This is a genomic window from Actinoplanes sp. NPDC051851, assembly GCF_040681165.1.
Classification (GTDB): Bacteria; Actinomycetota; Actinomycetes; order Mycobacteriales; family Micromonosporaceae; genus Actinoplanes.
In genome coordinates this window covers 86,677-108,137 of sequence record NZ_JBFAYF010000020.1, presented here as the reverse complement: position 1 = coordinate 108,137, position 21,461 = coordinate 86,677, and the positions used below count along the sequence as shown (strand labels likewise).

The following is a 21,461-nucleotide window of genomic DNA, read 5'->3' as shown; positions in this document are numbered from 1 at the left end:
CGTGTGGTAAAGGACCGCCATCGTCCCGATGGTGACCCTCCACCGTCCGGCGGGTCGCATCCGCCTCGCCGTTGAGGCGGACACGACCCGACGGTGTTCAGGGGGCCGTCAGACCCGGGAAGGACGAGCGTCAGGCGTCGGCGAGGCGGGCGCGCAGCGCGTCCAGCTCGGCCCAGAGCACCGCCGGCAGCTTGTCGCCGAACCTCTCGAACCACTCGGTGACCTGCGGCAGCTCGGCCAGCCACTCGTCCTTGTCGACCCGCAGCACCGCTTCCAGGGCCGCCGGGTCGATGTCCAGACCGGTCAGGTCGAGCGACTCCGGGGTGGCCACGTGACCGATCGCGGTCTCCACCGCGTCGGCCTTGCCGTCCAGGCGCTCGACGACCCACTTGAGCACCCGGCTGTTCTCGCCGAAGCCCGGCCAGAGGAACCCGCCGTCCGCGTCCCGGCGGAACCAGTTCACGTAGAAGACCTTGGGCAGCTTGGACGCGTCGCCCGAGGCGCCCTTGGCCATGTCGATCCAGTGCTGGAAGTAGTCGCCCGCGTGGTAGCCGATGAACGGCAGCATCGCCATCGGGTCGCGCCGGACCACGCCGACCTGCCCGACCGCGGCCGCGGTGGTCTCACTGGAGAGCGTCGCGCCCAGGTACACCCCGTGCACCCAGTCGCGGGCCTCGGTGACCAGCGGGATGGTGGTCTTGCGGCGGCCGCCGAAGAGGATCGCGTCGATCGGCACGCCGCGCGGGTCGTGGTACTCGTCCGCCAGGATCGGGCACTGCTCGATCGGGGTGCAGAACCGGCTGTTGGGGTGACTCGACGGCGCCTCCGACTCCGGCGTCCAGTCCTTACCCTTCCAGTCGGTGAGGTGCGCGGGCGGCTCGCCCATGCCCTCCCACCAGATGTCGCCCTCGTCGGTCAGCGCCACGTTGGTGAAGACCGAGTTCCCCTTCGCCAACGTACGCATGGCGTTGGGGTTGGTGTGGAAGTCGGTGCCGGGTGCCACGCCGAAGAGACCGAACTCCGGGTTGGTGGCCCAGAGCCGGCCGTCCTCGCCGAAGCGCATCCAGGCGATGTCGTCGCCGACCGTCTCCACCGTCCAGCCGTCGAGGGTGGGCTCGAGCATGGCGAGGTTGGTCTTGCCGCAGGCCGAGGGGAAGGCGCCGGCGATGTACCGGACGACGCCCTCGGGCGAGGTCAGCTTCATGATCAGCATGTGCTCGGCGAGCCAGCCCTCGTCCCGGGCGGCCACGCTGGCGATCCGCAGCGCGTAGCACTTCTTGCCGAGCAGCGAGTTGCCGCCGTACCCGGAACCGAAGGACCAGATCTCCCGGGTCTCCGGGAAGTGCGAGATGTACTTGGTCTCGCTGCACGGCCAGGCCACGTCCTCCTGGCCGGGCTCGAGCGGCGCGCCGATCGAGTGCAGGCAGGGCACGAAGTCCGTGTCGTCACCCAGCGCGGTCAGGACCTCGGCCCCCATCCGGGTCATGATGCGCATGCTGGCGACGACGTACGGGCTGTCGGTCAGCTCCACGCCGAACATGGGTGACGGCGCGTCCAGCGGGCCCATGCAGAACGGGACGACGTACATCGTCCGGCCCTTCATCGAGCCGCGGTACAGCTCCGTCATCAGGGACTTCATCTCGGCCGGCGCCATCCAGTTGTTGGTGGGGCCGGCGTCCGCCTCGTCGGCCGAGCAGATGAAGGTCCGCTCCTCGACACGCGCGACGTCCGACGGGTCGGTCCGCGCCCAGAACGAGTTCGGCTTCTTCTCGGCGTCGAGACGGACCAGCGCGCCGGACGCGACGAGCTCGTCGGTCATCCGGGCCCATTCGGCGTCCGAACCGTCACACCAGACGATGCGGTCGGGAGTTGTCAGGGCAGCGACCTCGTCGATCCACGCCAGAAGGCGGGAGTGCGAGGTGGGGGGCTGAGACAAGGTGAAGCTCCTTCGGTCGGCACTGACCAATGACAGATCGGCCGGAGAATCCGGCTTTTGTCATGGGAGTCACGTCAGCGTAAGCCGGAAGTGCGTGCAGTTCATCGGTTGTATCTGTGGACAACCGCACAATCTTTGGCTGCGGTGCGCAATGACGATTGATTCTTCGCCGCAATATGCAACAGCGCGCACCGGCCACCGCGGGCGCCTCAGCCACACCGGCGGTTCTGGCAACTTTCACAAAAGGGACAGAAGCTCTAGACTTTCACCTAATCGGGCTTTCCTCGCAGTTCCTGCCACAGGAGGCGGAATGACGACCCCGGGCCACGACGCGGACACGGACACGGATCTCCTCGCCGCCGTCCGGGCCGGCGACACCGCCGCGTACGGGACGCTGTACGAGCGCCATCACGTGGCGGCTCGGCAGCACGCGTACGCGCTGAGCCGCGACCCCGCCGACGTCGACGACCTGGTGGCCGAGACGTTCGCCAGGGTCTTCGCGTCGCTGCGGGCCGGCCGGGGGCCCCTGCTGGCGTTCCGGGCGTACCTGCACACCACCATGCGGCACGTCTTCTACCGGCGGGCCCGGCGCGACCGGCGGCTGCAGTTCACCGACGACCTCACCCCGTACGACCCGGGCGAGCCGTTCACCGACCCGGCGCTGGACCGGCTGGAGCGCAGCTTCGCCGCCAACGCGTTCCGTCAGCTGCCGCAGCGCTGGCGGGACGTGCTCTGGCAGACCGAGGTGGAGGGGAGCACCCCGGCCGAGCTCGCGCCGCGGATGGGCCTCACCCCGAACGCGGTGGCCGTCCTCGCCCATCGCGCGCGCGAGGGCCTGCGCAGCCTCTATCTGCAGCAGCACGTCGCGGCCGCCGACCACCCGGAGTGCCGGTGGGCCGGCGAGCGGCTCGGCGGCGAGGTCCGCGGCCGGCTCGCCGCGCGCGACGCGCACCGGATGCGCACCCATCTGGGCTGGTGCGCCGAGTGCCGGGGACGGCTGGACGAGATCCGCGAAGTGGACGGGTTCCGGAACCCTCCGTACCGGCAACGTGACCATGCCGGTACCTCGGGTTAAGACTCGTCATCGAAACCGGCGGGAGATGCGGTGCCCCGGTACCTTGGAGCCGTGTCATCGACCTCCGCGCAGCCGTCCGGCCTGAGCGCCCGGCTCCGCGGAGCGGTCCGCGAGATGGGGAAGTTCGGCACCGTCGGCGCCATCGCGTTCGGCGTCGATCTGCTGATCTTCAACCTGCTGCGCGACGCCGGGAGTGAGACGCTCACCGCGAAGACCGTCTCCACCACCATCGCCACCACACTCGCCTTCCTCGGCAACCGGTACTGGACCTGGCGGCACGGCGAGCACGTCCACGTGGCCCGGCAGTACACCACGTTCTTCGCGCTGAACGCGGTCGGCCTCGGCATCGCGCTGGCCTGCCTGGCGATCAGCCACTACGGTCTCGGCCACTGGTGGCCGGTCTTCCGCAGCCAGCTCGCCGACAACGTCTCGGGGCAGCTCATCGGCACCGCGGCGGGTACGCTTTTCCGCTTCTGGTCCTATCGGAAGTTCGTGTTCCGGGCCGCGGCGCCGGGCACCAGCACCGCGCATCGCACCGGGGGTGTGACATCGTCGTCCACCGCCCCGTAGTGATTCGGTGTAACCGACCCTTCCCCCGTAAGGTTGCCCAATGCCTTCAGCCAGTTCGCTGACGGATCGCCTCCGCCGTCTCGCTCCGGAAGCCATCGCCTTCGGCATCATCGGCGCCGGGAACACCCTGCTCTACATGGCGATCACGTACGTGGCCCTGCCGATCGGCGCGGTCAAGGCCAGCGTCCTCGCGACGGTGATCACCACCACCCTGGCGTACCTGGCGAACCGGTACTGGACCTACCGGAACCACGAGCGGACCGCGCTGCGCCGGGAGTACATCCTCTTCTTCGGGTTCAACCTGGTCGGAATGGTGATCCAGTCCGGCTCGATCGCGATCGGCAAGTACGGCTTCGGCCTCACCGAGGAGCACGACGAGATCGCGTTCCTGGCGGTCACCGTACTCGGCATCGGCATCGCCACGGTCTTCCGCTTCTGGGCGTACCGGACCTTCGTCTTCCTCAAGCCCCCGGTCGACGGGCACGAGGGCGCGATCACCGAGATGGACGCGACGGCCGGCCTCGCCGAGCTCAGCGCGGTCGAGGTGCCCGGCAGCGCCGCCCACCTCGACCTGGAGCCGGAGCTCGACGCCCGCTAAGGGCGTACCGAAGCCTCCTCCTCTTCGTCCTCGTCCTCCGGGGCCGCCTCGATCAGCTCGTAGAGCGTGGTCTGCACCAGCTGCGCGTGCGGCACGCTCACCAGCCGGGCGGTCTGCTCGCCGATCGAGTCGACCACCAGCGTCCCGCAGCCGAGCAGCCGATCCGGCAGGGACTGGGTCAGCGCGTGGTCGTTGACCCGGTTCAGCGGCAGGTCCCGGCGTTCCCGGGTGAGGATGCCGTGCTGCAGCAGGATCCGCTCGCTGGTCAGCACGTAGTGCGTGCACCGCCAGACCAGCAGCGGGTGGACGGCGTAGCGCAACGAGTACCAGAGCAGGATCGCGGCGATCAGGGCCAGCCCGACGCGGCCGCCCTCGTCGTCCGGGAGCAGCACCCAGCCCATGATCAGGCCGGTCAGGGCGAGCACCAGGAGCAGGCCGGGCGCCACCGCGGCGCGCCAGTGCGGGTGCAGGTGGAGGACGATCTCCTCCTCCTCGGTGAGAACATCCTCGGGGAACGCCACGCGGTCAGCGTACGTGCAGCACGTCACCGGCCGAGACGCGTTCTTCGGCCCCTTCCTCCGTACGGATCACCAACTGGCCGTCGTTGTCCACGGTGACCGCCTCGCCGCGCAGCTCGCCCCCGGCCGGCAGCAGCACCCGCACCGGGCGGCCGATCGTCGCGCAGAGCCGGCGGTACTCGCCGAGCAGCCCGCACATCTCGGCGTCCCCGTCCGCCTCGCGCCACCCGGTGTACCAGCGGTCGAAGCCGCGCAGCAGGGCCCGCAGCAGTGGATCCCGATCGGTCACCGTCGCGCCGGCCAGCCGTAGCGAGGTGGCCGGCACGCCGGTCGTCTCGGGCAACTCCTCGGACCGGGTGGTGACGTTCAGCCCCATCCCGACGACCACCGTGTCGCCGGCCATCTCGGCCAGGATCCCGGCGCACTTACGGTCGCCGACCAGCAGGTCGTTCGGCCACTTCAGCCGCGCCTCGAGCTCGGTCACCCGGGTCACCGCCCCGGCCAGCGCCACCCCGGCGAGCAGCGGCAGCCAGCCCAGCGCGCCGGGCGGGACCGCGGGCAGGCCGCGCTCCGGATCGGGGACGCCCGGCTTCAGCAGCACGCTCAGCGTGAGCCCGGCGCGCGGCGGCGAGTGCCACTGCCGGTCCCGCCGCCCCCGCCCGGCGTCCTGCACCTCGGCGACCACGACCAGGCCCTCGGCCGCACCCTCCTGGGCGGCGAGCGCGGCGTCCGCGTTGGTGGACCCGGTTCGGGTACGCACCTCGACGCGGGACCAGAGCGACCCGGAGGTGACGAGCGCCCGGTTCAGGCCACGCTCGGAGAGCGGCGGGCGGTCCAGGTCGGCGTACGCGGAAGACATCCCGAAAGCCTACGGCCGCCGGTGCGTGGAGTGGCGACTGACGTAGTCATCGGGGTCCGGCGGCAGCACGGGGCGGGGACGCGGCCGCGGGCGGGGAGCACGACCGCCGTCCTCGTCGCGGTCGGCCCAGGAGCGCGGCAGCCGGATCCGGTAGTCGGTGTCCTCGGGCGCCGGGCGCCAGTCGCGGACGTAGGCGGTCGGCTCGGCGGCCTGTCCCGGGCTCAGATCAAAACCGGTCGCGGGCTCGTAGTCGGGGACCTGGGGCAGCCGCTCCACCGGCACCGGCCAGCCGTATCCGCGGGCGGAGGGCTCCGGGTCCGGGTCGTGGTACAGGTGTTCCGGGACCGGCATCCAGTACTCGCCGGTCAGCGGCAGGTCGTCGAGCGCGCGGTAGTCCGGGCGGACCCAGCCGTCGACCCGGTCGGCCTGCCGCTCGGCGGGGCGGGCCGGCTCGGCGGGGGCCGTCTCGTACAGCTCGGCGGGGGCCGTCTCGTACGGCTCGGCAGGGGCCTCACGGTACGGCCCGGCAGGGGCCTCACGGTACGGCTCGGCGGGGGCCTCTCCGTACACGAGGGCGACGGGCCCGGCGGCCGGCGGCTGCGACCAGGCGATCTCCCGGCTCCGCTCCTGATAGGGGTCCTCCCGGGCCGGCCCGGGCGCGGGCGCGTAGGCCGTGGCCGCGTGATCTTCGTGGTACCACGCCTCCTCGTAGTGCACCGGCTCGGCGTGACGCGCGGGCTCGGGGTGGGCGGGCTCCTCGTGGCGGGCGGGCTCGGGGTGGGCGGGCTCGGGGTGGGCGGGCTCCTCGGCGGGTCCGGTCAGCCAGTTCTCGTCCGCCGCGGGGAGGGCGAACTCGTCGTGCTGCCGATGGTCGTCGGCGAGGCCGATCGAGGCCAGGTCGCTCCCGGTCCGCGGGCGCCGGGTACGGCGCCGTTCCTCCGGCGGGCGTTCGCCGTGCTCCGGATCGGCGGCCCGGTCGTCCCGGCGGTCACCACCGAAGAGGAAGGCCCGGAAGGTGATCAGCGTGGCGAGGCCGCCCGCGATGAAGGCCAGCCCGGCCGCGGTCATTCCGTTCGTCACGCCAGTCGTAACGAATGGGACATTGAGTGCGAAACGACCCCGTAGCGACGCCCCCCGTGTGCGACATCCACGAGGCTACGATCATCGACGAGTGCATCGCCGCCTTCGCCAGCGTGGAGACCACCGTGACCCAGCCTGACATCCACACCACCGCCGGAAAGATCGCCGACCTGGCCCAGCGCAGCGAGGAGGCGGTTCACGCCGGATCCGCACGCGCCATCGAGAAGCAGCACGCGCGGGGCAAGCGGACCGCGCGGGAACGCATCGAGATGCTGCTCGACAAGGGCTCCTTCGTGGAGCTCGACGAGCTGGCCCGGCACCGCTCGACCGCCTTCGGCCTGGAGCGGAACCGCCCGTACGGCGACGGCGTGGTCACCGGGTACGGCACCGTCGACGGCCGGCAGATCTGCGTCTTCTCGCAGGACTTCACGGTCTTCGGCGGCTCGCTCGGCGAGGTCTTCGGCGAGAAGATCGTCAAGGTGCTCGACCTGGCCATGAAGATCGGTTGCCCGATCATCGGGATCAACGACTCCGGCGGCGCGCGCATCCAGGAGGGCGTGGTCGCGCTCGGCCTCTACGCCGACATCTTCTTCCGCAACGTCCGGGCCAGCGGCGTCATCCCGCAGATCTCGCTGATCATGGGCCCGTGCGCGGGCGGCGCGGTCTACTCCCCGGCGATCACCGACTTCACCGTGATGGTCGACCAGACCTCGCACATGTTCATCACCGGACCGGACGTGATCAAGACGGTCACCGGCGAGGAGGTCGGCTTCGAGGAGCTGGGCGGGGCGCGGACGCACAACACCCGCAGCGGCAACGCGCACTACCTGGCGAGCGACGAGGACGACGCGATCGACTACGTACGCGCGCTCCTGTCGTACCTGCCCAGCAACAACCTGGACGAGCCGGTCACGTACGAGGAGGAGGCCGTCCTCGACGCGGGCAACGCCGACCTCGCGCTGAACACCCTGATCCCGGACTCGCCCAACCAGCCGTACGACATCAAGACCGTGGTGGAGACGGTGGTCGAGGACTTCCTGGAGGTCCAGCCGCTCTACGCCACCAACATCGTGGTCGGGTTCGGCCGGGTCGAGGGCCGCCCGGTCGGCGTGGTCGCCAACCAGCCGATCAGCCTGGCCGGCACGCTCGACATCGCCGCCTCGGAGAAGGCCGCCCGGTTCGTCCGCACCTGCGACGCGTTCAACATCCCGGTGCTGACCTTCGTCGACGTGCCCGGCTTCCTGCCCGGCACCGGACAGGAGTGGGACGGCATCATCCGGCGCGGCGCCAAGCTCATCTACGCGTACGCCGAGGCCACCGTCCCGAAGGTCACGGTGATCACCCGCAAGGCGTACGGCGGGGCGTACGACGTGATGGGCTCCAAGCACCTCGGCGCGGACGTGAACTTCGCCTGGCCCACCGCGCAGATCGCCGTGATGGGCGCCCAGGGTGCGGTCAACATCCTCTACCGGAGCGAACTGGCGTCGGCCGAGGACCCGGCGGCCCGTCGCGCCGAGCTGATCCGCGACTACGAGGACCAGCTCGCCAATCCGTACATCGCCGCCGAGCGGGGCTACGTGGACGCGGTGATCCAGCCCGCACAGACCCGCTCGCAGGTGACCCGGGCGCTACGGATGCTGCGTACCAAGCGGGAGACCCTGCCCCCGAAGAAGCACGGCAACATCCCGTTGTGATCAGGCCCTGGTGTGCCGGAACCCGGCCGAGTGCGAGGCGCGGTCGGGTTCCGGCACACGGGCTGGACATCACAGCTAGAGAGTGCCGCTCTCCGGGAGCCACTGGCCGGCCAGCAGGAAGGCCCCGGCGAGGAGAGCGGCCAGGTTGATGACCAGGAAGACGCCGACCCAGAAGAGCGCCGGCAGGTGGGTCAGGCGGGCGAGCTGGTCGGCGTCCGATTCGCGCATCCGGCCACGGCTGCGCAGGCTCTGCAGCTCGAAGACCGGGCGGACACCCCCGAAGAGCAGGAACCATACGCCCGCGTACGCGAAGGCGGACTGCGTCTCCGGGCTGGCGAACCACGAGACGGCGAAGACGATCGCACCGGTGACCAGCAGCGAGACCACGCCGAAGAGGTTCCGGATGTTGATCAGCATGAGCAGCAGCAGGACCACGGCGAGCCAGAGCAGCAGCGTGATCCGGTTGCCGCCGAGCAGCCAGGCGCCGAGCACACCCACCAGCGACGGGGCGATGTAGCCGCCGAGCAGGGTGAGGATCATGCCGGGGCCGGTCGGGCGGCCCGCGGAGAGGGTGAGGCCGGAGGTGTCGAACTCCAGCCGGATGCCGCGCAGTTTGCGGCCGCTCAGCAGGGCGAGCAGCGCATGACCACCCTCATGGGCGATGGTCACCGCGTTCCGGGCGATCCGCCACACCGGGCGGACGGTCACCGCGAGCAGACCGGCCACCGCCGTGAGGAGCACCAGCATCCCGGGTGGATCCGGCTGCGCACCGAGCAGCTGGTCCCACAGGTCGTTCACACCCTCGATCGACAGCACGCGGGGGACTGTAGCCGATTCCGCTATGCCCTGCGCCTCTGGTCATGTGTGGTTCCTGTGTCGAGTGCCTCGTGGCGGCCCATGTTCCGGGCGGCGAGCACGCCACCGGCCAGGACGATCAGGGCGGCGAGCATCAGCACCACGATCAGCAGGCCGGTGTTGGCCACGATCAGGGCGACGTCGGCCACCGCTACCAGCATCCAGAGGGCCACTGTGGGCTTCCGACTGCCGTACCGTCGGCAGTTCATGACCGCACCTCCATCCGTGTTCCCGGTAAGCACTACCCCCTCTCACCGGAAATCACGCATGACGGCCTATGAGGTCTTGAAACTGGCGTAGACGGCCTGCAGGTCGGACTGGGCCTTGCTCCAGTCGTCGGGCGAGGTGTACCAGCCGATGTTGAAGGTCTTGCCGCCCACCGAGAAGCCGCGCTTCACCACGTGCTGCTTGTTGCCCCGGTCGGTGGTGTAGTAGTACTCCCAGTCCGCGGCGGACTCACCCTGGTACTGGACGGCGTTGATGCCGACCTGCTGGTACCCGGAGTAGCTCTTGCTGGTGTCCTGGAACGCCTCGACCGGGTCGCCCTGGTCACCGTCGAACCGGTAGATGATCAGCAGCCGGTTGTTCCAGCTGATCCGGATCTCCTGGCCGCTGCCGCTGACCGACGCGCCGGAGGGCACCGAGAGCGAGTAGCCGGAGCCGCTGTAGGTCTTCCAGTTCGACGGGACGGTCGCGCTCGCCGCCGAGCTCGACGCGGCCGCGCTGGGCGTGCTCGTCCCGTCGCCCGATCCCGAGGACCCGTCGGTCGTCGCGCCCGCCGAGGCCTTGCCGCCGGTGCCCGCCTCCCCGGTGGACTGCGCACCGGTGGAGAGACCGGCCGGCGTGCTGCCGGTGGTCTCGTCGTCACCGCCGAACGCCTGCACCACGATGATGCCGACGAGCAGCACGAAGGTCAGCACGATCGACGCGCCGACGATCGCCTGGCGACGGGTCAGCGTGGTACCCAGGATGGTGATGCCACCGGACGGACGGCGGACCGCCGGGCGGACCGGCATCGGGTTCCAGGCCGGGCGGCTCGACGGGTTGAACCGGGGCATCGGATCGACGACCCGGGTCTCGTTCTCCGCGCCCGGCGACTGCGGGCGCCGGGCGTGCGGGACCGGGGACTGTGGGACCGGGGACTGTGGGACGACCGCGGTGAAGTCCACCACCGAGGTCTTGTCCTCGTAGGCAGCGGGCTGCGCCCTCTGCTCGACGGGCTCCGGCACCGGCTCGGCCAACGCCTCGACGACCGGCTCCGATCCGGCCTTCTCCGGTACGACGGCGGCGGGCTTCGGCGAGACCACGGTGGCCTCGTCGTCCTCGGGCGTGGCGCTCTCGTCCGCCGCGCCCGCGTCCCTCGTGCTCGCGTCCGCCGCGGTGGTCGCCGCGGTCTCGTCCGCCCTGGTCTCGTCCGCCCTATCCTCGTCCTCCGTGGTCTCGTCCGCACCGGGCTCGTCCGTACCGGTCCCGGCGACCGGCGAGGCGGGCTGCGCGGTGGCGATGGACTCGGGTTCGGTGGACGCCGAGGTGGACGCCGAGGTGGAGGCCGGGGCGGGCTCCTCGGGCGTGGTCCCGGCCTCGGGAGCGGGGCGCTCGGCCGGGACGGAGACGACGGCCGCGCGGGCCTCGGGCTCCTCGGGGACCGGGCGCGCGGCGGGGACCGCGATCGCCGCGGGCTCCTCCGGCTTCGCCGGTTCCTCCTGCTGCTCCGCCGCGGCGGGCTCCGCCACAGCCGGCGCCGGAGACACCGGTGCGGGCGAGACCGGGGCCGACGCCGCGGGGGCCGACGGCACGGGAGACGCCGACACGGGAGCCGCCGGCACAGGGGCGGACGACACGGGAGACGCCGACACGGGAGCGGGCGACACCGGGGCCTGCTCCTCCGGGGCTGCGGGCGCCTCGGGGACAGCGGGCGAGGCGGCGGCCTCGGGGACCGGGATCACCGGGTAGGCGCCGGTCGCGGCGGCGAGCGAGCGTTCGTGCTCCGGCGCGGCCTGCTTCCGGCGGTTGGCGACCACGTCGGAGGCGGTGAAGCCGACCCGCACGGTGTTCGGCGGCTGGGCCGACATCGGCGGCGCCGACGGCGGGGCGGGCGGCACCGGCGCACCACCACGGGGGCGGGCGCCGGCGGGCGGGCCCTGACGCGTACCCGGAACGTCGTCCCGGACCGGCGGACCGTCCACCCGGGTCGCGTCCAGCGGCTTGCGGCCCGGCGCCGGAGGCGTCGCGGGCGCGGGCGCCTTACCCACCGTGGCCTTGCCCGGCGTGAAGACCGGCGGACGGCCGCCGGGACCGGCCGGACCGGCAGCGGGCGGCTGCGGACGGCCGGGACCGCCGGCCGGGGCCTGCGAACGACCGGGACCCGCGGCCGGAGCCTGCGGGTCGATCGGACGGCCGCTGCCCTGCGACCGGCTCGGCTGGTCGCCCGGACGGTTGGTGACCGGCGGGCGCGGGGTCGGCACCACCGGGGCGGAGCCGGTCGCGGTGGTGAAACCACTGCCCGGCAGCACCGGCGGGCCACCCGGGCCGCTCGGCAGCGACGGGCGCTCCCGGCCGACGCCCGGACGGCGCATGGTCGGGCTCATCGGGAACGTCATCTTGGACCGGCGGCCGGCGGCGCGCATCAGCAGGCGCTCGGCCTCGTCGGCGTCGATCCGGTGCGCGGGGTCCTTGCGCAGCAGGCCGTTGAGGACCGGCTTGAGCGGTCCCGCGTTCCGCGCCACCGGCACGTTCTCGGTGGCCAGGGCGGCGAGCGTGGCGATCGCCGAGGGGCGCGCGAACGGCGACTGGCCCTCCACGGCGGCGTAGAGCGTGGCGCCGAGCGACCAGAGGTCGGCGCCGGGTCCGGCCGTGCCGTCCCGCGCGCGCTCCGGAGCGATGTACGCCGGCGAACCCAGCACCAGACCGGTCCGCGTCACGTTCGGGTCGCCCGGCACGGTGGCCAGACCGAAGTCGGTGAGCACCACCCGGCCGTCGCCGCCGATCAGCACGTTGCCCGGCTTGATGTCCCGGTGCACGACGCCGGCGCGGTGCGCGGCCTTCAGCGCGTTGAGCACGCCGAGACCGATCTCGGCCACGCGTGCCGCGGTGAAGGGACCGTCCGCGGCCAGCACGTCCTGCAGCGATCGGGACGGCACGTACTCCATCACGATCCACGGGTCGGCGTCGGTACGCAGCACGTCGAAGACGCGGACCACGTTGATGTTGTTGAGCCGGGCGATGGCCCGGGCCTCACGCAGGGAGCGCTCACGCATCTCCTGCCGTTCTCCCGGGGTCAGCCCGGGAGGCGGCACGAGCTCCTTGATGGCCACCTCGCGGTGCAGGACGACATCGGTCGCCCGCCAGACGCGACCCATCCCGCCCTGACCGAGCGGCGCAATGAGCCGGTACCGATCAGCGACGACGAGCGGGGGAGAAGAAGACATCACGCAGAAAATACCTGGTTCTGTCGAGCGGCCGCGAATTGATCAGCCGAGTGTGGGACACGTGTCATACGCTCAGCCGATGTTCGAGGAACCGCTGGTCAGCGTCGTACACGGAAGCCTAGACGATCATGAGCTAGCGGCAATGGTCGCCATCCTGGCATCCCGATCTACTTCGGTCAATTCCGGAACTTCCCGTCGGAACCCGTCCGACTGGATCCGATCAGCGAGGCCCAGCGCGGGCACACGCTCGTGGAAGTCGTCCGGACTGCCCCGCTGACGACCGTCCACAGGGGCCTTCCGCGGCGCCGCCGAACGACTAGCCTCGATGGGGTGCCCTCCGACGACGGCGCCACCCCGGCCTGGTTGCGCGATTACGGTCACATCGCGGCCGACCTCACCTCCCACATCGCGGACGCCGCGCCCACCCCGGACGGCGCCTCCACCCACCTCACGTCCACCCACATCACGGCCGACGTCGCCGCCATGGAGTGGTTCGCCGCCCGGCTCGCCGCCGACGTAGCGGCGGACTACGCGCCACGCGCCGAGGCCGTCGCCAGCACGCTGCTGGGACGGCTGCCGAGGCCGGATGACCGGTTCGTCGAGTTGCACCTTTTCCTCAACGCACATGAGCGGGTTCAGGACACCTGCCGCCGCAATGTCCGTGATTTCGCGAACGGGACGAGTGACCTCGCGGACGCGGCCCGGGCGGTGAGTGATCGATATCGGGAAGCGGACGCGGCCACCCGCGACCGACTGCGCCGGGGTCCCGATGCCGGGTGAAGCGGGCGGCGGGGTCCCGATGCCGGGTGAGGCGGGCGGCGGCGGGGGCACCGACTGGAGCCGGTACGCCGTCCCCGACATGTGGTCGATGCTGAGCGCGCACGACAGCGCCGCCCACCACGATCTGATCACCGGCTGGCGACGGTCGTACGAGCTGATCCTGGAGCACCTCCACCACGTCCGGGGCTACCGGGACGCGCTCGCCGAGGCGTGGCCGTCGCACCGGAGTACCGCCGCGTCGGCCTATCTGGACCGCCTCGACGGGCTGATCGGCGAGCTCTGGGCCACCCATGCGGCGGCGACGGAGAACCACCGGGCCCTGTCGGCGGCGACCGGGGCGCTGGAGAGTTCGCGGCGGGTGCTTGAACGGATCTATCGGGAGTATGCCGCCAATCAGCAGCTACTGGCGGGGTACGCCCGGGCTCTGCGGGAATACCAGCTGTCGCCGGGGAAGGCACGCGGCCTGCCGCCCCGGGAACCCACGGGGGTGACGGCGCGGCAGACGGCACTGGACGGCGAGGCCCGGGAGCTGATGTCGGGCCTGAGCACCGAGCTCGCCCAGGCGCGGGCGGCCCTGGTCACCCCGAAGCCGCACACCTCGTCGTCCACGACGGAGAGCGACGCCACGGTCACCAGAGGTGCGGTGGCGGCTCGCGCATCCGGCGACCCCGGCGACGGGGGCAGCCCCGGGGGCAGCGGCGACGACGGGACCGGGAACGGAAATCGCGGGATGAGCGAAAAGAGCGGCGCGGGCGATGGCGACGGTGGAGACGGCGGGGGAATCGGTGCCGGCCTCGGCAAAGCTGCGGCATCTTTTCCCGAAGTAACGGATATTTCGCCGTCGATCATCGGGGCGGGAGTGGCGGCCGGAGCAGCGGCCGGAGTGGCCGTGGGAGTGGCGGTACCCCGCAGAGCCCCGGCCTCGACCGCGGTGATCGGCACCCCACCACGGACAGCCACCACCGTCACCGGACCGGAAAGGATCAACCCGGTCGGCGGCGTGATCGGTCAGCCCGCCACCGGACGCCCCCGACGGGACGGCGACCACCCACGGCGGCGGCCGGACGACCCCTGGGCCACGGGCACCGGCATCGATCCCGTCCTCCGCCCACCGGACGAAACCCCACTCGCCCCCGGACCCGCGATCGGCCTCCCGGCCGCCTGAGAGGCCGAAAGCAGCCGCCTGAAGCCGGACCCGCCCGCGCCCCCATACATGACGGAAAAGTACAGGCGCACGCACCGGGGACGGGGCGCCGAATCGGCTGAACATGGAGCTTGACGGCCCTTTCCCCCCGCCCCGGCTTGTAGTCTCACTTTTCGTGACTGACAACGCGTACCGCCTGATCCTCGCCTCGGCCAGTCCCGCCCGCCGGGCGCTGCTCAAGGGCGCCGGGATCGACCCGGAGATCATCGTCAGCGGGGTGGACGAGAGCGTGGTGGAGGCCGACGACGCCTACACCACCAGCCTCGCCCTGGCGCGGATGAAGGCGCGCACGGTGGCCGCGGACCTCCCCGCCGACCCGGGCGCGCTGGTGCTCGGGTGCGACTCGGTGCTGGCGTTCGAGGGCGAGGTCCTCGGCAAGCCCGCCGACGCCGAGGAGGCGGCGGCCCGCTGGATGGCGATGCGCGGCAAGTCCGGGGTGCTGCACACCGGCCACCACCTGACCGGGCTGGTCAGCGGACGGCAGGCGGAGGCGGTGGGCACCACGACGGTGTACTTCGCCGACGTCAGCGACGAGGAGATCGCGGCGTACGTCGCCTCCGGCGAGCCGCTGCAGGTGGCGGGCGCGTTCACGCTGGACGGGCGGGGCGGCGCGTTCGTGGAGCGGATCGAGGGCGACCCGGGCAACGTGATCGGCCTGTCGCTGCCGCTGCTGCGCCGCCTGCTCGCGGAGATGGACGTACCGATCACGGCTCTGTGGCGCCATTGATGCCGGGGCCTACCGCCGGGCTGAACTCCCGTTAGGCTCTAGCCGTGCGGAAGATATTGATCGCCAACCGCGGCGAGATCGCTCTCCGGGTCATCCGGGCCTGCAAGGACGCCGGCCTGGCCAGCGTCGCCGTCTACGCCGACAGCGACCGGGACGCACCTCACGCCCGGCTCGCCGACGAGGCCTTCGCGCTGGGCGGGGAGACCGCCGCCGAGACCTATCTCCGCATCGACAAGCTGATCGAGATCGCGGCCCGGGCGGGCGCCGACGCCGTGCACCCCGGCTACGGCTTCCTCTCCGAGAACGCCGAGTTCGCCCAGGCCGTGCTCGACGCCGGGCTGATCTGGATCGGCCCGAGCCCGCAGGCGATCCGCGACCTGGGCGACAAGGTCACCGCGCGGCACATCGCGCAGCGGGCCGGCGCGCCGCTGGTGCCCGGCACGCCGGAGCCGGTCGCGGACGCCGCCGAGATCGTGGCCTTCGCCGAGGAGCACGGCCTGCCGGTGGCGATCAAGGCGGCCTTCGGCGGTGGCGGCCGGGGCCTGAAGGTGGCCCGCACCATCGAGGAGATCCCGGCGCTGTTTGAGAGCGCGACCCGGGAGGCAGTGGCCGCTTTCGGTCGTGGCGAGTGCTTCGCCGAGCGCTATCTGGACCGCCCGCGGCACGTCGAGGCCCAGGTGATCGCGGATACCCACGGCAACGTCGTGGTGGTCGGCACCCGGGACTGCTCGCTCCAGCGCCGTCACCAGAAGCTGGTCGAGGAGGCGCCCGCCCCGTTCCTGACCGATGCGCAGCGCACGAAGATCCACGAGAGCGCCAAGGCGATCTGCCGCGAGGCCGGGTACCACGGCGCCGGCACGGTGGAGTATCTGGTCGGCCAGGACGGGACGATCTCCTTCCTGGAGGTCAACACCCGGCTCCAGGTGGAGCACCCGGTCAGCGAGGAGACCACCGGCATCGACCTGGTCCGCGAGCAGTTCCGGATCGCGGACGGCGCGGCACTGGCGATCACCGAGGACCCGGAGCCGCGCGGGCACGCCATCGAGTTCCGGATCAACGGCGAGGACGCGGGCCGCGGCTTCCTGCCCGCCCCCGGCGCGGTCACCGCACTGACCTGGCCCGACGGCCCCGGCGTCCGGGTCGACTCGGGCGTCGAGGCGGGCAGCGTGATCGGCGGCAACTTCGACTCGATGCTCGCCAAGATCATCGTGATCGGCGCGACACGGGAGCAGGCCCTGGAACGCGCCCGCCGGGTGCTCGACGAGACGGTCATCGAGGGCATCGCCACCGTGCTGCCCTTCCACCGCGCGGTGGTCCGCGACCCGGCCTTCACCGGTGAGCCGTTCACCGTGCACACCCGGTGGATCGAGACCGAGTGGGTCAACGAGGTGCCACCCTTCGGCCTTCCGGCCACGGGCGGCGAGGCCGCCGAGCGCGAGACCGTCGTGGTCGAGGTGAATGGCCGGCGCGTCGAGGTGAGCCTTCCCAGGAGCCTCCTCTCCGGTACGCCCACCGCCTCCCCCCAGCGCCCGGCCGGCCGCACCCGGGGCGCCGCCGCCTCCACCGCACCCGCCGGCGAGGGCTCCCTGACCGCCCCGATGCAGGGCACCATCGTCAAGGTCGCGGTCCAGAACGGCGACGAGGTGGCCGAGGGCGACACCGTCGTGGTGGTCGAGGCGATGAAGATGGAGCAGCCGCTGCAGGCCACCGCGGCTGGCGTCGTCTCCGGCCTCTCGGTGAAGGTCGGCGACACCATCACGGCCGGCACCGTGATCTGCAAGATCGAGTAACCGCAGGCCGCCCGGCTCAGCCACGCACCGGCTCAGCCACGCACCGGCTCAGCCACGCACCGGCTCAGCCACGCACCGGCTCAGCCACGCACCGGCTCAGCCATGCACCGGCTCAGCCACGCAGGGCCAGGAGACGGCCGAGGATGGTCCGTGCCGCCTCCACCGGGTCCTCGGCCCGGGCGCTCTCCGGGAACGCGCCGCCGATCCAGAGCGTGGCGAAGCCGTGCACCATCGACCAGGCGGCCAGCCCGATGTCGCGCACCTCGTCGGGCACCGTCGCCGCGATGCCCTCCCGGGCCGGGCGGGCCGGCGACGCCACGGTCTCCCCGGCGAGCGGCGCGTCCGGCAGGTCGGTCATCCCGGCGTAGAGCGCGTCGGCCGCCCGCCGCCGCGCGGCCAGCAGTTCCGGGTCGTCCGCGCGGTACAGGTCGGTCCGGAACATCACCTCGAACTGCGCGCGGTTGGCGAGCGCGAACCGCAGGTACGTCACGCCCAGCTCGAGCAGGCTGTTGCTGGCCAGCCGCGAGGTGGCCAGCGCCCGGGCGAGCTGGTCGAATCCGTCGGTGGCGAGCGCGGTGAGCAGGCCCGCCCGGTCCTTGAAGTGGTTGGTGGGCGCGGCGTGCGAGACACCGGCCCGGCGGGCCAGGTCGCGCATGCTGAGCGTGGCCACCCCGGACTCGGTGATCGCCTCGGCGGCAGCCTCCAGCAGCGCCCGCCGCAGATCACCGTGGTGATAGCGCCCGTTCCTCACCGCAGAATCATCGCAAACCGGCCGGACACCGCGAACCGGCGGATCATCGCAGGCGGGTGATGGTCACCTCGACGGCTTGGCCGGTGCTCGGCGGACCCGCATAGATCCCCTTGAGCGGCGGCACGTCGTCGTACTCGCGGCCGCGGCCGACCGCCACGTGCCGCTCGCCGACCGGCACCCCGTTGGTCGGGTCGTACGACGTCCAGCGCCCGGCCCACCACTCCACCCACGCGTGGCTCTGCCCGACGACGCTCTCCCCGATCGTCGCGTCCGGCTTGGGGTGCAGGTACCCGGAGACGTACCGGGCCGGGATGCCCAGCGCGCGCAGCATCCCGGTGGCCAGGTGACTCAGGTCCTGGCAGACGCCCTTGCGCTGGGCCCAGGCGTGCAGCGCGTCGCTCTGCACCCCGGTGGCGCCGGGCACGTACGCCACCTCCTCCCGGACGAACGCGCAGACCGCCATCGCCGCCGCCTGCGGGGTGGCGCACCGCCCGCGCAGATCCGCCACGATCGACTCCAGCTCCGCGTCGAGACCGGTGCGCCGGGTCGGCAGGAGCAGCTCGTACCACCGGTCGGCGTTCTCCGGGCGGACCAGGTCGTCCCAGCTCACGCCCTCGTCGTCGCGGATCAGGTCACCGGGCGGCAGCGTCTCCACCGTCGACGAGGCGGCCACCGTGAGCGTCTCGTGCTCGGCGTGCACGTCGAACGCGGTGACCACGGTGCCCCAGTAGTCCTCGTACTTGTAGGTCCGCGCCGCCGGCCAGACCTCCACCTTGGCATCCAGCACCGCCTGCCGCCCGTCGTTGCGGGGCCACATCCGGGCCTCGTTGTAGGAGGACGACACGGGTCCGGCGTACTGGAAACCGCTCTTGTGTTGGATCTTGAGCCGCCAACTGTCGACCGGACTGCTCATGCTGAACCTCCTGGCACGCGCTCCTGGCCCTCACCGGCGATGCCGTTGTCCGGTGCGGCCGAGTGCCGCTCGGTGCAGTCGCTCATGCCACCGCCCCCGACACCCAGTTGATCGCCGTCGTCTGCCGGAAATAGCGCCGGGAGACCGCCTCGTTCACCTGCGAACAGGTCCGTTCCAACCCGGCCAGGACCGCGGGAAGGTCGCCGACCAGTTCGTCGGCGCCGCGGAACTCCAGACCGGTCCGCGCCCGGCCGACGATCCGCTGCGCCTCGGTCGCCACCCCTGCCCGGCCCGGATCCGGCTCCAGATCGGTCAGGCAGCCCTCGGCCGCCGTCAGCGCCGCGAAGACCGAGCGCGGGAAGAGCCGGTCCAGCAGCAGGAACTCGGCCGCGTGCCGGTCGTCCAGCGCGCCCCGGTACGTACGCAGGAAGGTCTCCCAGGCCCCGCTGGAACGCAGCAGGGTGAGCCAGGACGGGATGCTGCCGCCGGCCAGCTCGTGGGTGCGCAGCAGCCGCGCGGTCATGTCGACCCGCTCGACGTTGCGGCCCAGCACCAGGAAGCGCCAGCCCTCGTCGCGGCTCATGGTGGCGTCGGTCAGCCCGGCCATCACCGCGCTGCGGTCGCGGACCCAGCGGAAGAACGCGTGCACGCCCTGCGACTCCACCTGGCGCTGTGCCCGGCCCAGCCCGTGGAAGGTGGCGTTCAGGCACTCCCACATCTCCGACGAGATGATCTCGCGGCAACCGCGGGCGTTCTCCCGCGCGGACGCCAGCGCGCCCACCACCGAGCTCGGGTTGCGCTGGTCGAGACCGAGCAGGTCGACGACCCGCGCCGAGGTGAACGGGCCGTCCTCGACGGCCATGCCCATCACCGCGAGCAGCGACCGGCAGGCCGACTCCTCGCTGGTCCACGGGTCGGCCAGGATCCGCTGCAGGTGCACGTCGAGGATCCGGGCGGTGTCCTCGGCCCGCTCGACGTACCGGCCGATCCAGTAGAGCGATTCAGCGATCCGGCTGAGCATGCACACCGTCCTCACTGGGCTTGCTGCTGTTGCTGTTGCTGTTCCTCGACCGCGGCACCGCCGGGTCCGGGATCGGGGCGGCCGGCCATCGCGATCGGCGCGGGGTCGGCCGGCAGGTGCGGTACCTCGAAGGGCACGGTGTCGTCCGGGGACGCCAGCACCCAGGTGTCCTTCGAGCCGCCACCCTGGCTGGAGTTGACCACCAGCGCGCCCTCGGGCAGCGCCACCCGGGTCAGCCCGCCGGGCAGGACCCAGATCTTCTCGCCGTCGTTGACCGCGAACGGCCGCAGGTCCACGTGCCGCCCGCGGAGCCGGTCGCCGACCAGCGTCGGCACCATCGAGAGCTTGACCTCGCGCTGCGCGATCCACCCGCGCGGATTCCCGACGATCTTCTCCCGTACGTCGTCCAGCTCGTGCCGCATCGCCTGGGAGCCGATCACGATCCCCGCGCCGCCGGCACCGTCCACCGGTTTGAGCACCAGCTCGTCCAGGTGATCGAGGACGTGCTCCAGCACGCCGGGCTCGTCCAGGCGATAGGTGTCCACGTTGGGCAGCAGCGGCTCCTCGTTGAGGTAGTACCGGATCAGGTCCGGCACGTACGTGTAGAGGAGCTTGTCATCAGCGACCCCGTTGCCCACCGCGTTCGCGATCGTGACCCGGCCGGCCCGGGCCGCGTTGAGCAGCCCGGCCACCCCGATCACCGAGTCGGCCCGGAAGTGCACCGGGTCGAGGAAGTCGTCGTCGATCCGGCGGTAGATCACGTCCACCCGCTGCTCGCCGGCCGTGGTCCGCATCGCCACCGCGTTGCCCACGCAGATCAGGTCCCGGCCCTCGACCAGCTCGACGCCCATCTCCCGGGCGATCAGCGAGTGCTCGAAGTACGCCGAGTTGAAGACCCCCGGGCTGAGCACCACCACGGTCGGGTCGTTCACCCCGGCCGGGGCCGCCGCGCGCAGCGCCCGCAGCAGCATCGCCGGGTACGAGTCGACCGGCAGGATCCGGGTGGCCGCGAAGACCTCGGGGAGCACCTGGGCCATCGCCCGCCGGTTCTCCATCACGTAGCTGACCCCGGACGGGATCCGCACGTTGTCCTCGAGCACCCGGAAGGTGCCCTGCTCGTCGCGGATCAGGTCGACGCCGGCCACGTGCACGCGGACCCCGTTCGGCGGGGTGATCCCGGCCGCCGCCCGCAGGAAGTGCGCGCTGGTCGCGATGATCCGCCGGGGCACCACGCCGTCGGCGAGCACCTGGCCGGCGCCGTACACGTCGGCGAGGAAGGCCTCCAGCGCCCGGATCCGCTGGGCCACGCCCAGCTCGACCTCGCGCCACTCGGTGGCCGCGATGATCCGCGGCACGATGTCCAACGGGAAGGGGCGTTCCACCCCCTTGAGGGCGAACGTGATGCCCTGGTCCAGAAACGCCCGGGCCAGTACCTCGGCGCGGACGCCGAGCTCCGCACTGGACAGTGGCTGCAGTGTCGCGTGCAGCGCCTCGTAGCTCTCCCGGGGCACGCCGAGCTCGGCAAACATCTCGTCCCAGCCGGGGCCGAGGCGGTATTCCTCGAAGAGATCCGCCATGGCTGGAATCTAGGTGCGGTTCGTTGCGGACGCGTTTCGGCCGTCACAAGTCCGTACGCTGCCCATCCACTGGGACGGGCCGCCG

General features: G+C 72.0%; 19 protein-coding genes and 1 pseudogene. 9 read left to right on the top strand and 11 right to left on the bottom strand.

Annotation, left to right across the window (positions count from 1 at the left end; genetic code table 11):
* Nucleotides 1–130: 130 nt before the first annotated feature.
* Complete coding sequence (locus tag AB0M08_RS20740) at nt 131–1,936, bottom strand: phosphoenolpyruvate carboxykinase (GTP) (RefSeq protein WP_364495432.1); 1,806 nt, start codon at nt 1,934–1,936, stop codon at nt 131–133.
* Nucleotides 1,937–2,246: 310 nt separating this feature from the next.
* Here AB0M08_RS20740 and AB0M08_RS20735 point away from each other — a divergent pair, with 310 nt between their 5' ends.
* The 3 genes from AB0M08_RS20735 (at nt 2,247) to AB0M08_RS20725 (ending at nt 4,179) form a co-directional block, all read left to right on the top strand.
* Nucleotides 2,247–3,011, top strand: coding sequence for an RNA polymerase sigma factor (locus tag AB0M08_RS20735; RefSeq protein ID WP_364495429.1), 765 nt, complete (start codon nt 2,247–2,249; stop codon nt 3,009–3,011).
* A 114-nt stretch (nt 3,012–3,125) separates the two neighbouring features.
* Nucleotides 3,126–3,581, top strand: coding sequence for a GtrA family protein (locus AB0M08_RS20730; RefSeq protein WP_364495553.1), 456 nt, complete (start codon nt 3,126–3,128; stop codon nt 3,579–3,581).
* Nucleotides 3,582–3,621: 40 nt separating this feature from the next.
* Nucleotides 3,622–4,179 (top strand): GtrA family protein, encoded by a 558-nt coding sequence (locus AB0M08_RS20725; RefSeq protein ID WP_364495427.1) that lies wholly within the window; start codon nt 3,622–3,624, stop codon nt 4,177–4,179.
* Here AB0M08_RS20725 and AB0M08_RS20720 read toward each other — a convergent pair.
* The 3 genes from AB0M08_RS20720 to AB0M08_RS20710 are packed head-to-tail and all read right to left on the bottom strand — an operon-like array spanning nt 4,176 to nt 6,636.
* The gene (locus AB0M08_RS20720) at nt 4,176–4,700 is read right to left on the bottom strand and encodes a PH domain-containing protein (RefSeq protein WP_364495425.1); all 525 of its coding nucleotides are present in this window, start codon (nt 4,698–4,700) and stop codon (nt 4,176–4,178) included. The genes AB0M08_RS20725 and AB0M08_RS20720 overlap by 4 nt on opposite strands.
* 4 nt (nt 4,701–4,704) lie before the next feature.
* The gene (locus tag AB0M08_RS20715; RefSeq protein WP_364495422.1) at nt 4,705–5,556 is read right to left on the bottom strand and encodes a biotin--[acetyl-CoA-carboxylase] ligase; all 852 of its coding nucleotides are present in this window, start codon (nt 5,554–5,556) and stop codon (nt 4,705–4,707) included.
* 9 nt (nt 5,557–5,565) lie between these two features.
* Entirely contained in the window at nt 5,566–6,636 is a 1,071-nt protein-coding gene (locus AB0M08_RS20710) for a hypothetical protein (RefSeq protein ID WP_364495419.1), read from the bottom strand.
* Nucleotides 6,637–6,761: 125 nt separating this feature from the next.
* Here AB0M08_RS20710 and AB0M08_RS20705 point away from each other — a divergent pair, with 125 nt between their 5' ends.
* The gene (locus tag AB0M08_RS20705) at nt 6,762–8,330 is read left to right on the top strand and encodes an acyl-CoA carboxylase subunit beta (RefSeq protein WP_364495550.1); all 1,569 of its coding nucleotides are present in this window, start codon (nt 6,762–6,764) and stop codon (nt 8,328–8,330) included.
* A gap of 75 nt (nt 8,331–8,405) precedes the next feature.
* On the opposite strand, the gene AB0M08_RS20700 is transcribed toward AB0M08_RS20705, so the two are convergent.
* From AB0M08_RS20700 to AB0M08_RS20690, 3 genes and pseudogenes are all read right to left on the bottom strand, one after another.
* Nucleotides 8,406–9,146: a M50 family metallopeptidase gene (locus tag AB0M08_RS20700; RefSeq protein WP_364495416.1), complete on the bottom strand. Its 741-nt coding sequence runs from the start codon at nt 9,144–9,146 to the stop codon at nt 8,406–8,408.
* Nucleotides 9,147–9,169: 23 nt separating this feature from the next.
* Complete coding sequence (locus AB0M08_RS20695) at nt 9,170–9,346, bottom strand: hypothetical protein (protein WP_364495413.1); 177 nt, start codon at nt 9,344–9,346, stop codon at nt 9,170–9,172.
* A gap of 1,608 nt (nt 9,347–10,954) precedes the next feature.
* Nucleotides 10,955–12,613 (bottom strand): annotated as a pseudogene (locus AB0M08_RS20690) (protein kinase); the annotation flags it as partial.
* Here AB0M08_RS20690 and AB0M08_RS20685 point away from each other — a divergent pair.
* From AB0M08_RS20685 to AB0M08_RS20665, 5 genes are all read left to right on the top strand, one after another.
* Nucleotides 12,567–12,890, top strand: a complete 324-nt coding sequence (locus AB0M08_RS20685; RefSeq protein ID WP_364495411.1) for an acyl-CoA carboxylase epsilon subunit — start codon at nt 12,567–12,569, stop codon at nt 12,888–12,890. The pseudogene AB0M08_RS20690 and the gene AB0M08_RS20685 sit on opposite strands and share 47 nt — an antisense overlap.
* 53 nt (nt 12,891–12,943) lie before the next feature.
* Nucleotides 12,944–13,393: a hypothetical protein gene (locus AB0M08_RS20680; RefSeq protein ID WP_364495408.1), complete on the top strand. Its 450-nt coding sequence runs from the start codon at nt 12,944–12,946 to the stop codon at nt 13,391–13,393.
* Nucleotides 13,383–14,558, top strand: a complete 1,176-nt coding sequence (locus AB0M08_RS20675; protein ID WP_364495405.1) for a hypothetical protein — start codon at nt 13,383–13,385, stop codon at nt 14,556–14,558. The genes AB0M08_RS20680 and AB0M08_RS20675 overlap by 11 nt, the downstream gene beginning before the upstream one ends.
* A gap of 154 nt (nt 14,559–14,712) precedes the next feature.
* Nucleotides 14,713–15,324, top strand: coding sequence for a Maf family protein (locus tag AB0M08_RS20670; protein ID WP_364495402.1), 612 nt, complete (start codon nt 14,713–14,715; stop codon nt 15,322–15,324).
* Nucleotides 15,325–15,368: 44 nt separating this feature from the next.
* Nucleotides 15,369–17,114, top strand: coding sequence for a biotin carboxylase N-terminal domain-containing protein (locus AB0M08_RS20665; protein ID WP_364495399.1), 1,746 nt, complete (start codon nt 15,369–15,371; stop codon nt 17,112–17,114).
* Nucleotides 17,115–17,226: 112 nt separating this feature from the next.
* Here AB0M08_RS20665 and AB0M08_RS20660 read toward each other — a convergent pair whose 3' ends face one another.
* The 4 genes from AB0M08_RS20660 to AB0M08_RS20645 form a co-directional block, all read right to left on the bottom strand.
* The gene (locus tag AB0M08_RS20660; RefSeq protein WP_364495397.1) at nt 17,227–17,865 is read right to left on the bottom strand and encodes a TetR/AcrR family transcriptional regulator; all 639 of its coding nucleotides are present in this window, start codon (nt 17,863–17,865) and stop codon (nt 17,227–17,229) included.
* 43 nt (nt 17,866–17,908) lie between these two features.
* Nucleotides 17,909–18,778: a transglutaminase family protein gene (locus tag AB0M08_RS20655; protein WP_364495394.1), complete on the bottom strand. Its 870-nt coding sequence runs from the start codon at nt 18,776–18,778 to the stop codon at nt 17,909–17,911.
* Nucleotides 18,779–18,860: 82 nt separating this feature from the next.
* Entirely contained in the window at nt 18,861–19,799 is a 939-nt protein-coding gene (locus AB0M08_RS20650) for an alpha-E domain-containing protein (RefSeq protein WP_364495391.1), read from the bottom strand.
* Nucleotides 19,800–19,810: 11 nt separating this feature from the next.
* Entirely contained in the window at nt 19,811–21,376 is a 1,566-nt protein-coding gene (locus AB0M08_RS20645) for a circularly permuted type 2 ATP-grasp protein (protein WP_364495388.1), read from the bottom strand.
* Nucleotides 21,377–21,461 lie beyond the last annotated feature (85 nt).

Bases quoted from the DNA above. Each gene is read 5' to 3' on its own strand.
- AB0M08_RS20735 (WP_364495429.1), top strand. From the start codon at position 2,247: ATGACGACCCCGGGCCACGACGCGGACACGGACACGGATCTCCTCGCC.
- AB0M08_RS20730 (WP_364495553.1), top strand. From the start codon at position 3,126: ATGGGGAAGTTCGGCACCGTCGGCGCCATCGCGTTCGGCGTCGATCTG.
- AB0M08_RS20725 (WP_364495427.1), top strand. From the start codon at position 3,622: ATGCCTTCAGCCAGTTCGCTGACGGATCGCCTCCGCCGTCTCGCTCCG.
- AB0M08_RS20715 (WP_364495422.1), bottom strand. From the start codon at position 5,556: ATGTCTTCCGCGTACGCCGACCTGGACCGCCCGCCGCTCTCCGAGCGT.
- AB0M08_RS20695 (WP_364495413.1), bottom strand. From the start codon at position 9,346: ATGCTGGTAGCGGTGGCCGACGTCGCCCTGATCGTGGCCAACACCGGC.
- AB0M08_RS20685 (WP_364495411.1), top strand. From the start codon at position 12,567: ATGAGCCGGTACCGATCAGCGACGACGAGCGGGGGAGAAGAAGACATC.
- AB0M08_RS20675 (WP_364495405.1), top strand. From the start codon at position 13,383: ATGCCGGGTGAAGCGGGCGGCGGGGTCCCGATGCCGGGTGAGGCGGGC.
- AB0M08_RS20655 (WP_364495394.1), bottom strand. From the start codon at position 18,778: ATGAGCAGTCCGGTCGACAGTTGGCGGCTCAAGATCCAACACAAGAGC.
- AB0M08_RS20650 (WP_364495391.1), bottom strand. From the start codon at position 19,799: ATGCTCAGCCGGATCGCTGAATCGCTCTACTGGATCGGCCGGTACGTC.
- AB0M08_RS20645 (WP_364495388.1), bottom strand. From the start codon at position 21,376: ATGGCGGATCTCTTCGAGGAATACCGCCTCGGCCCCGGCTGGGACGAG.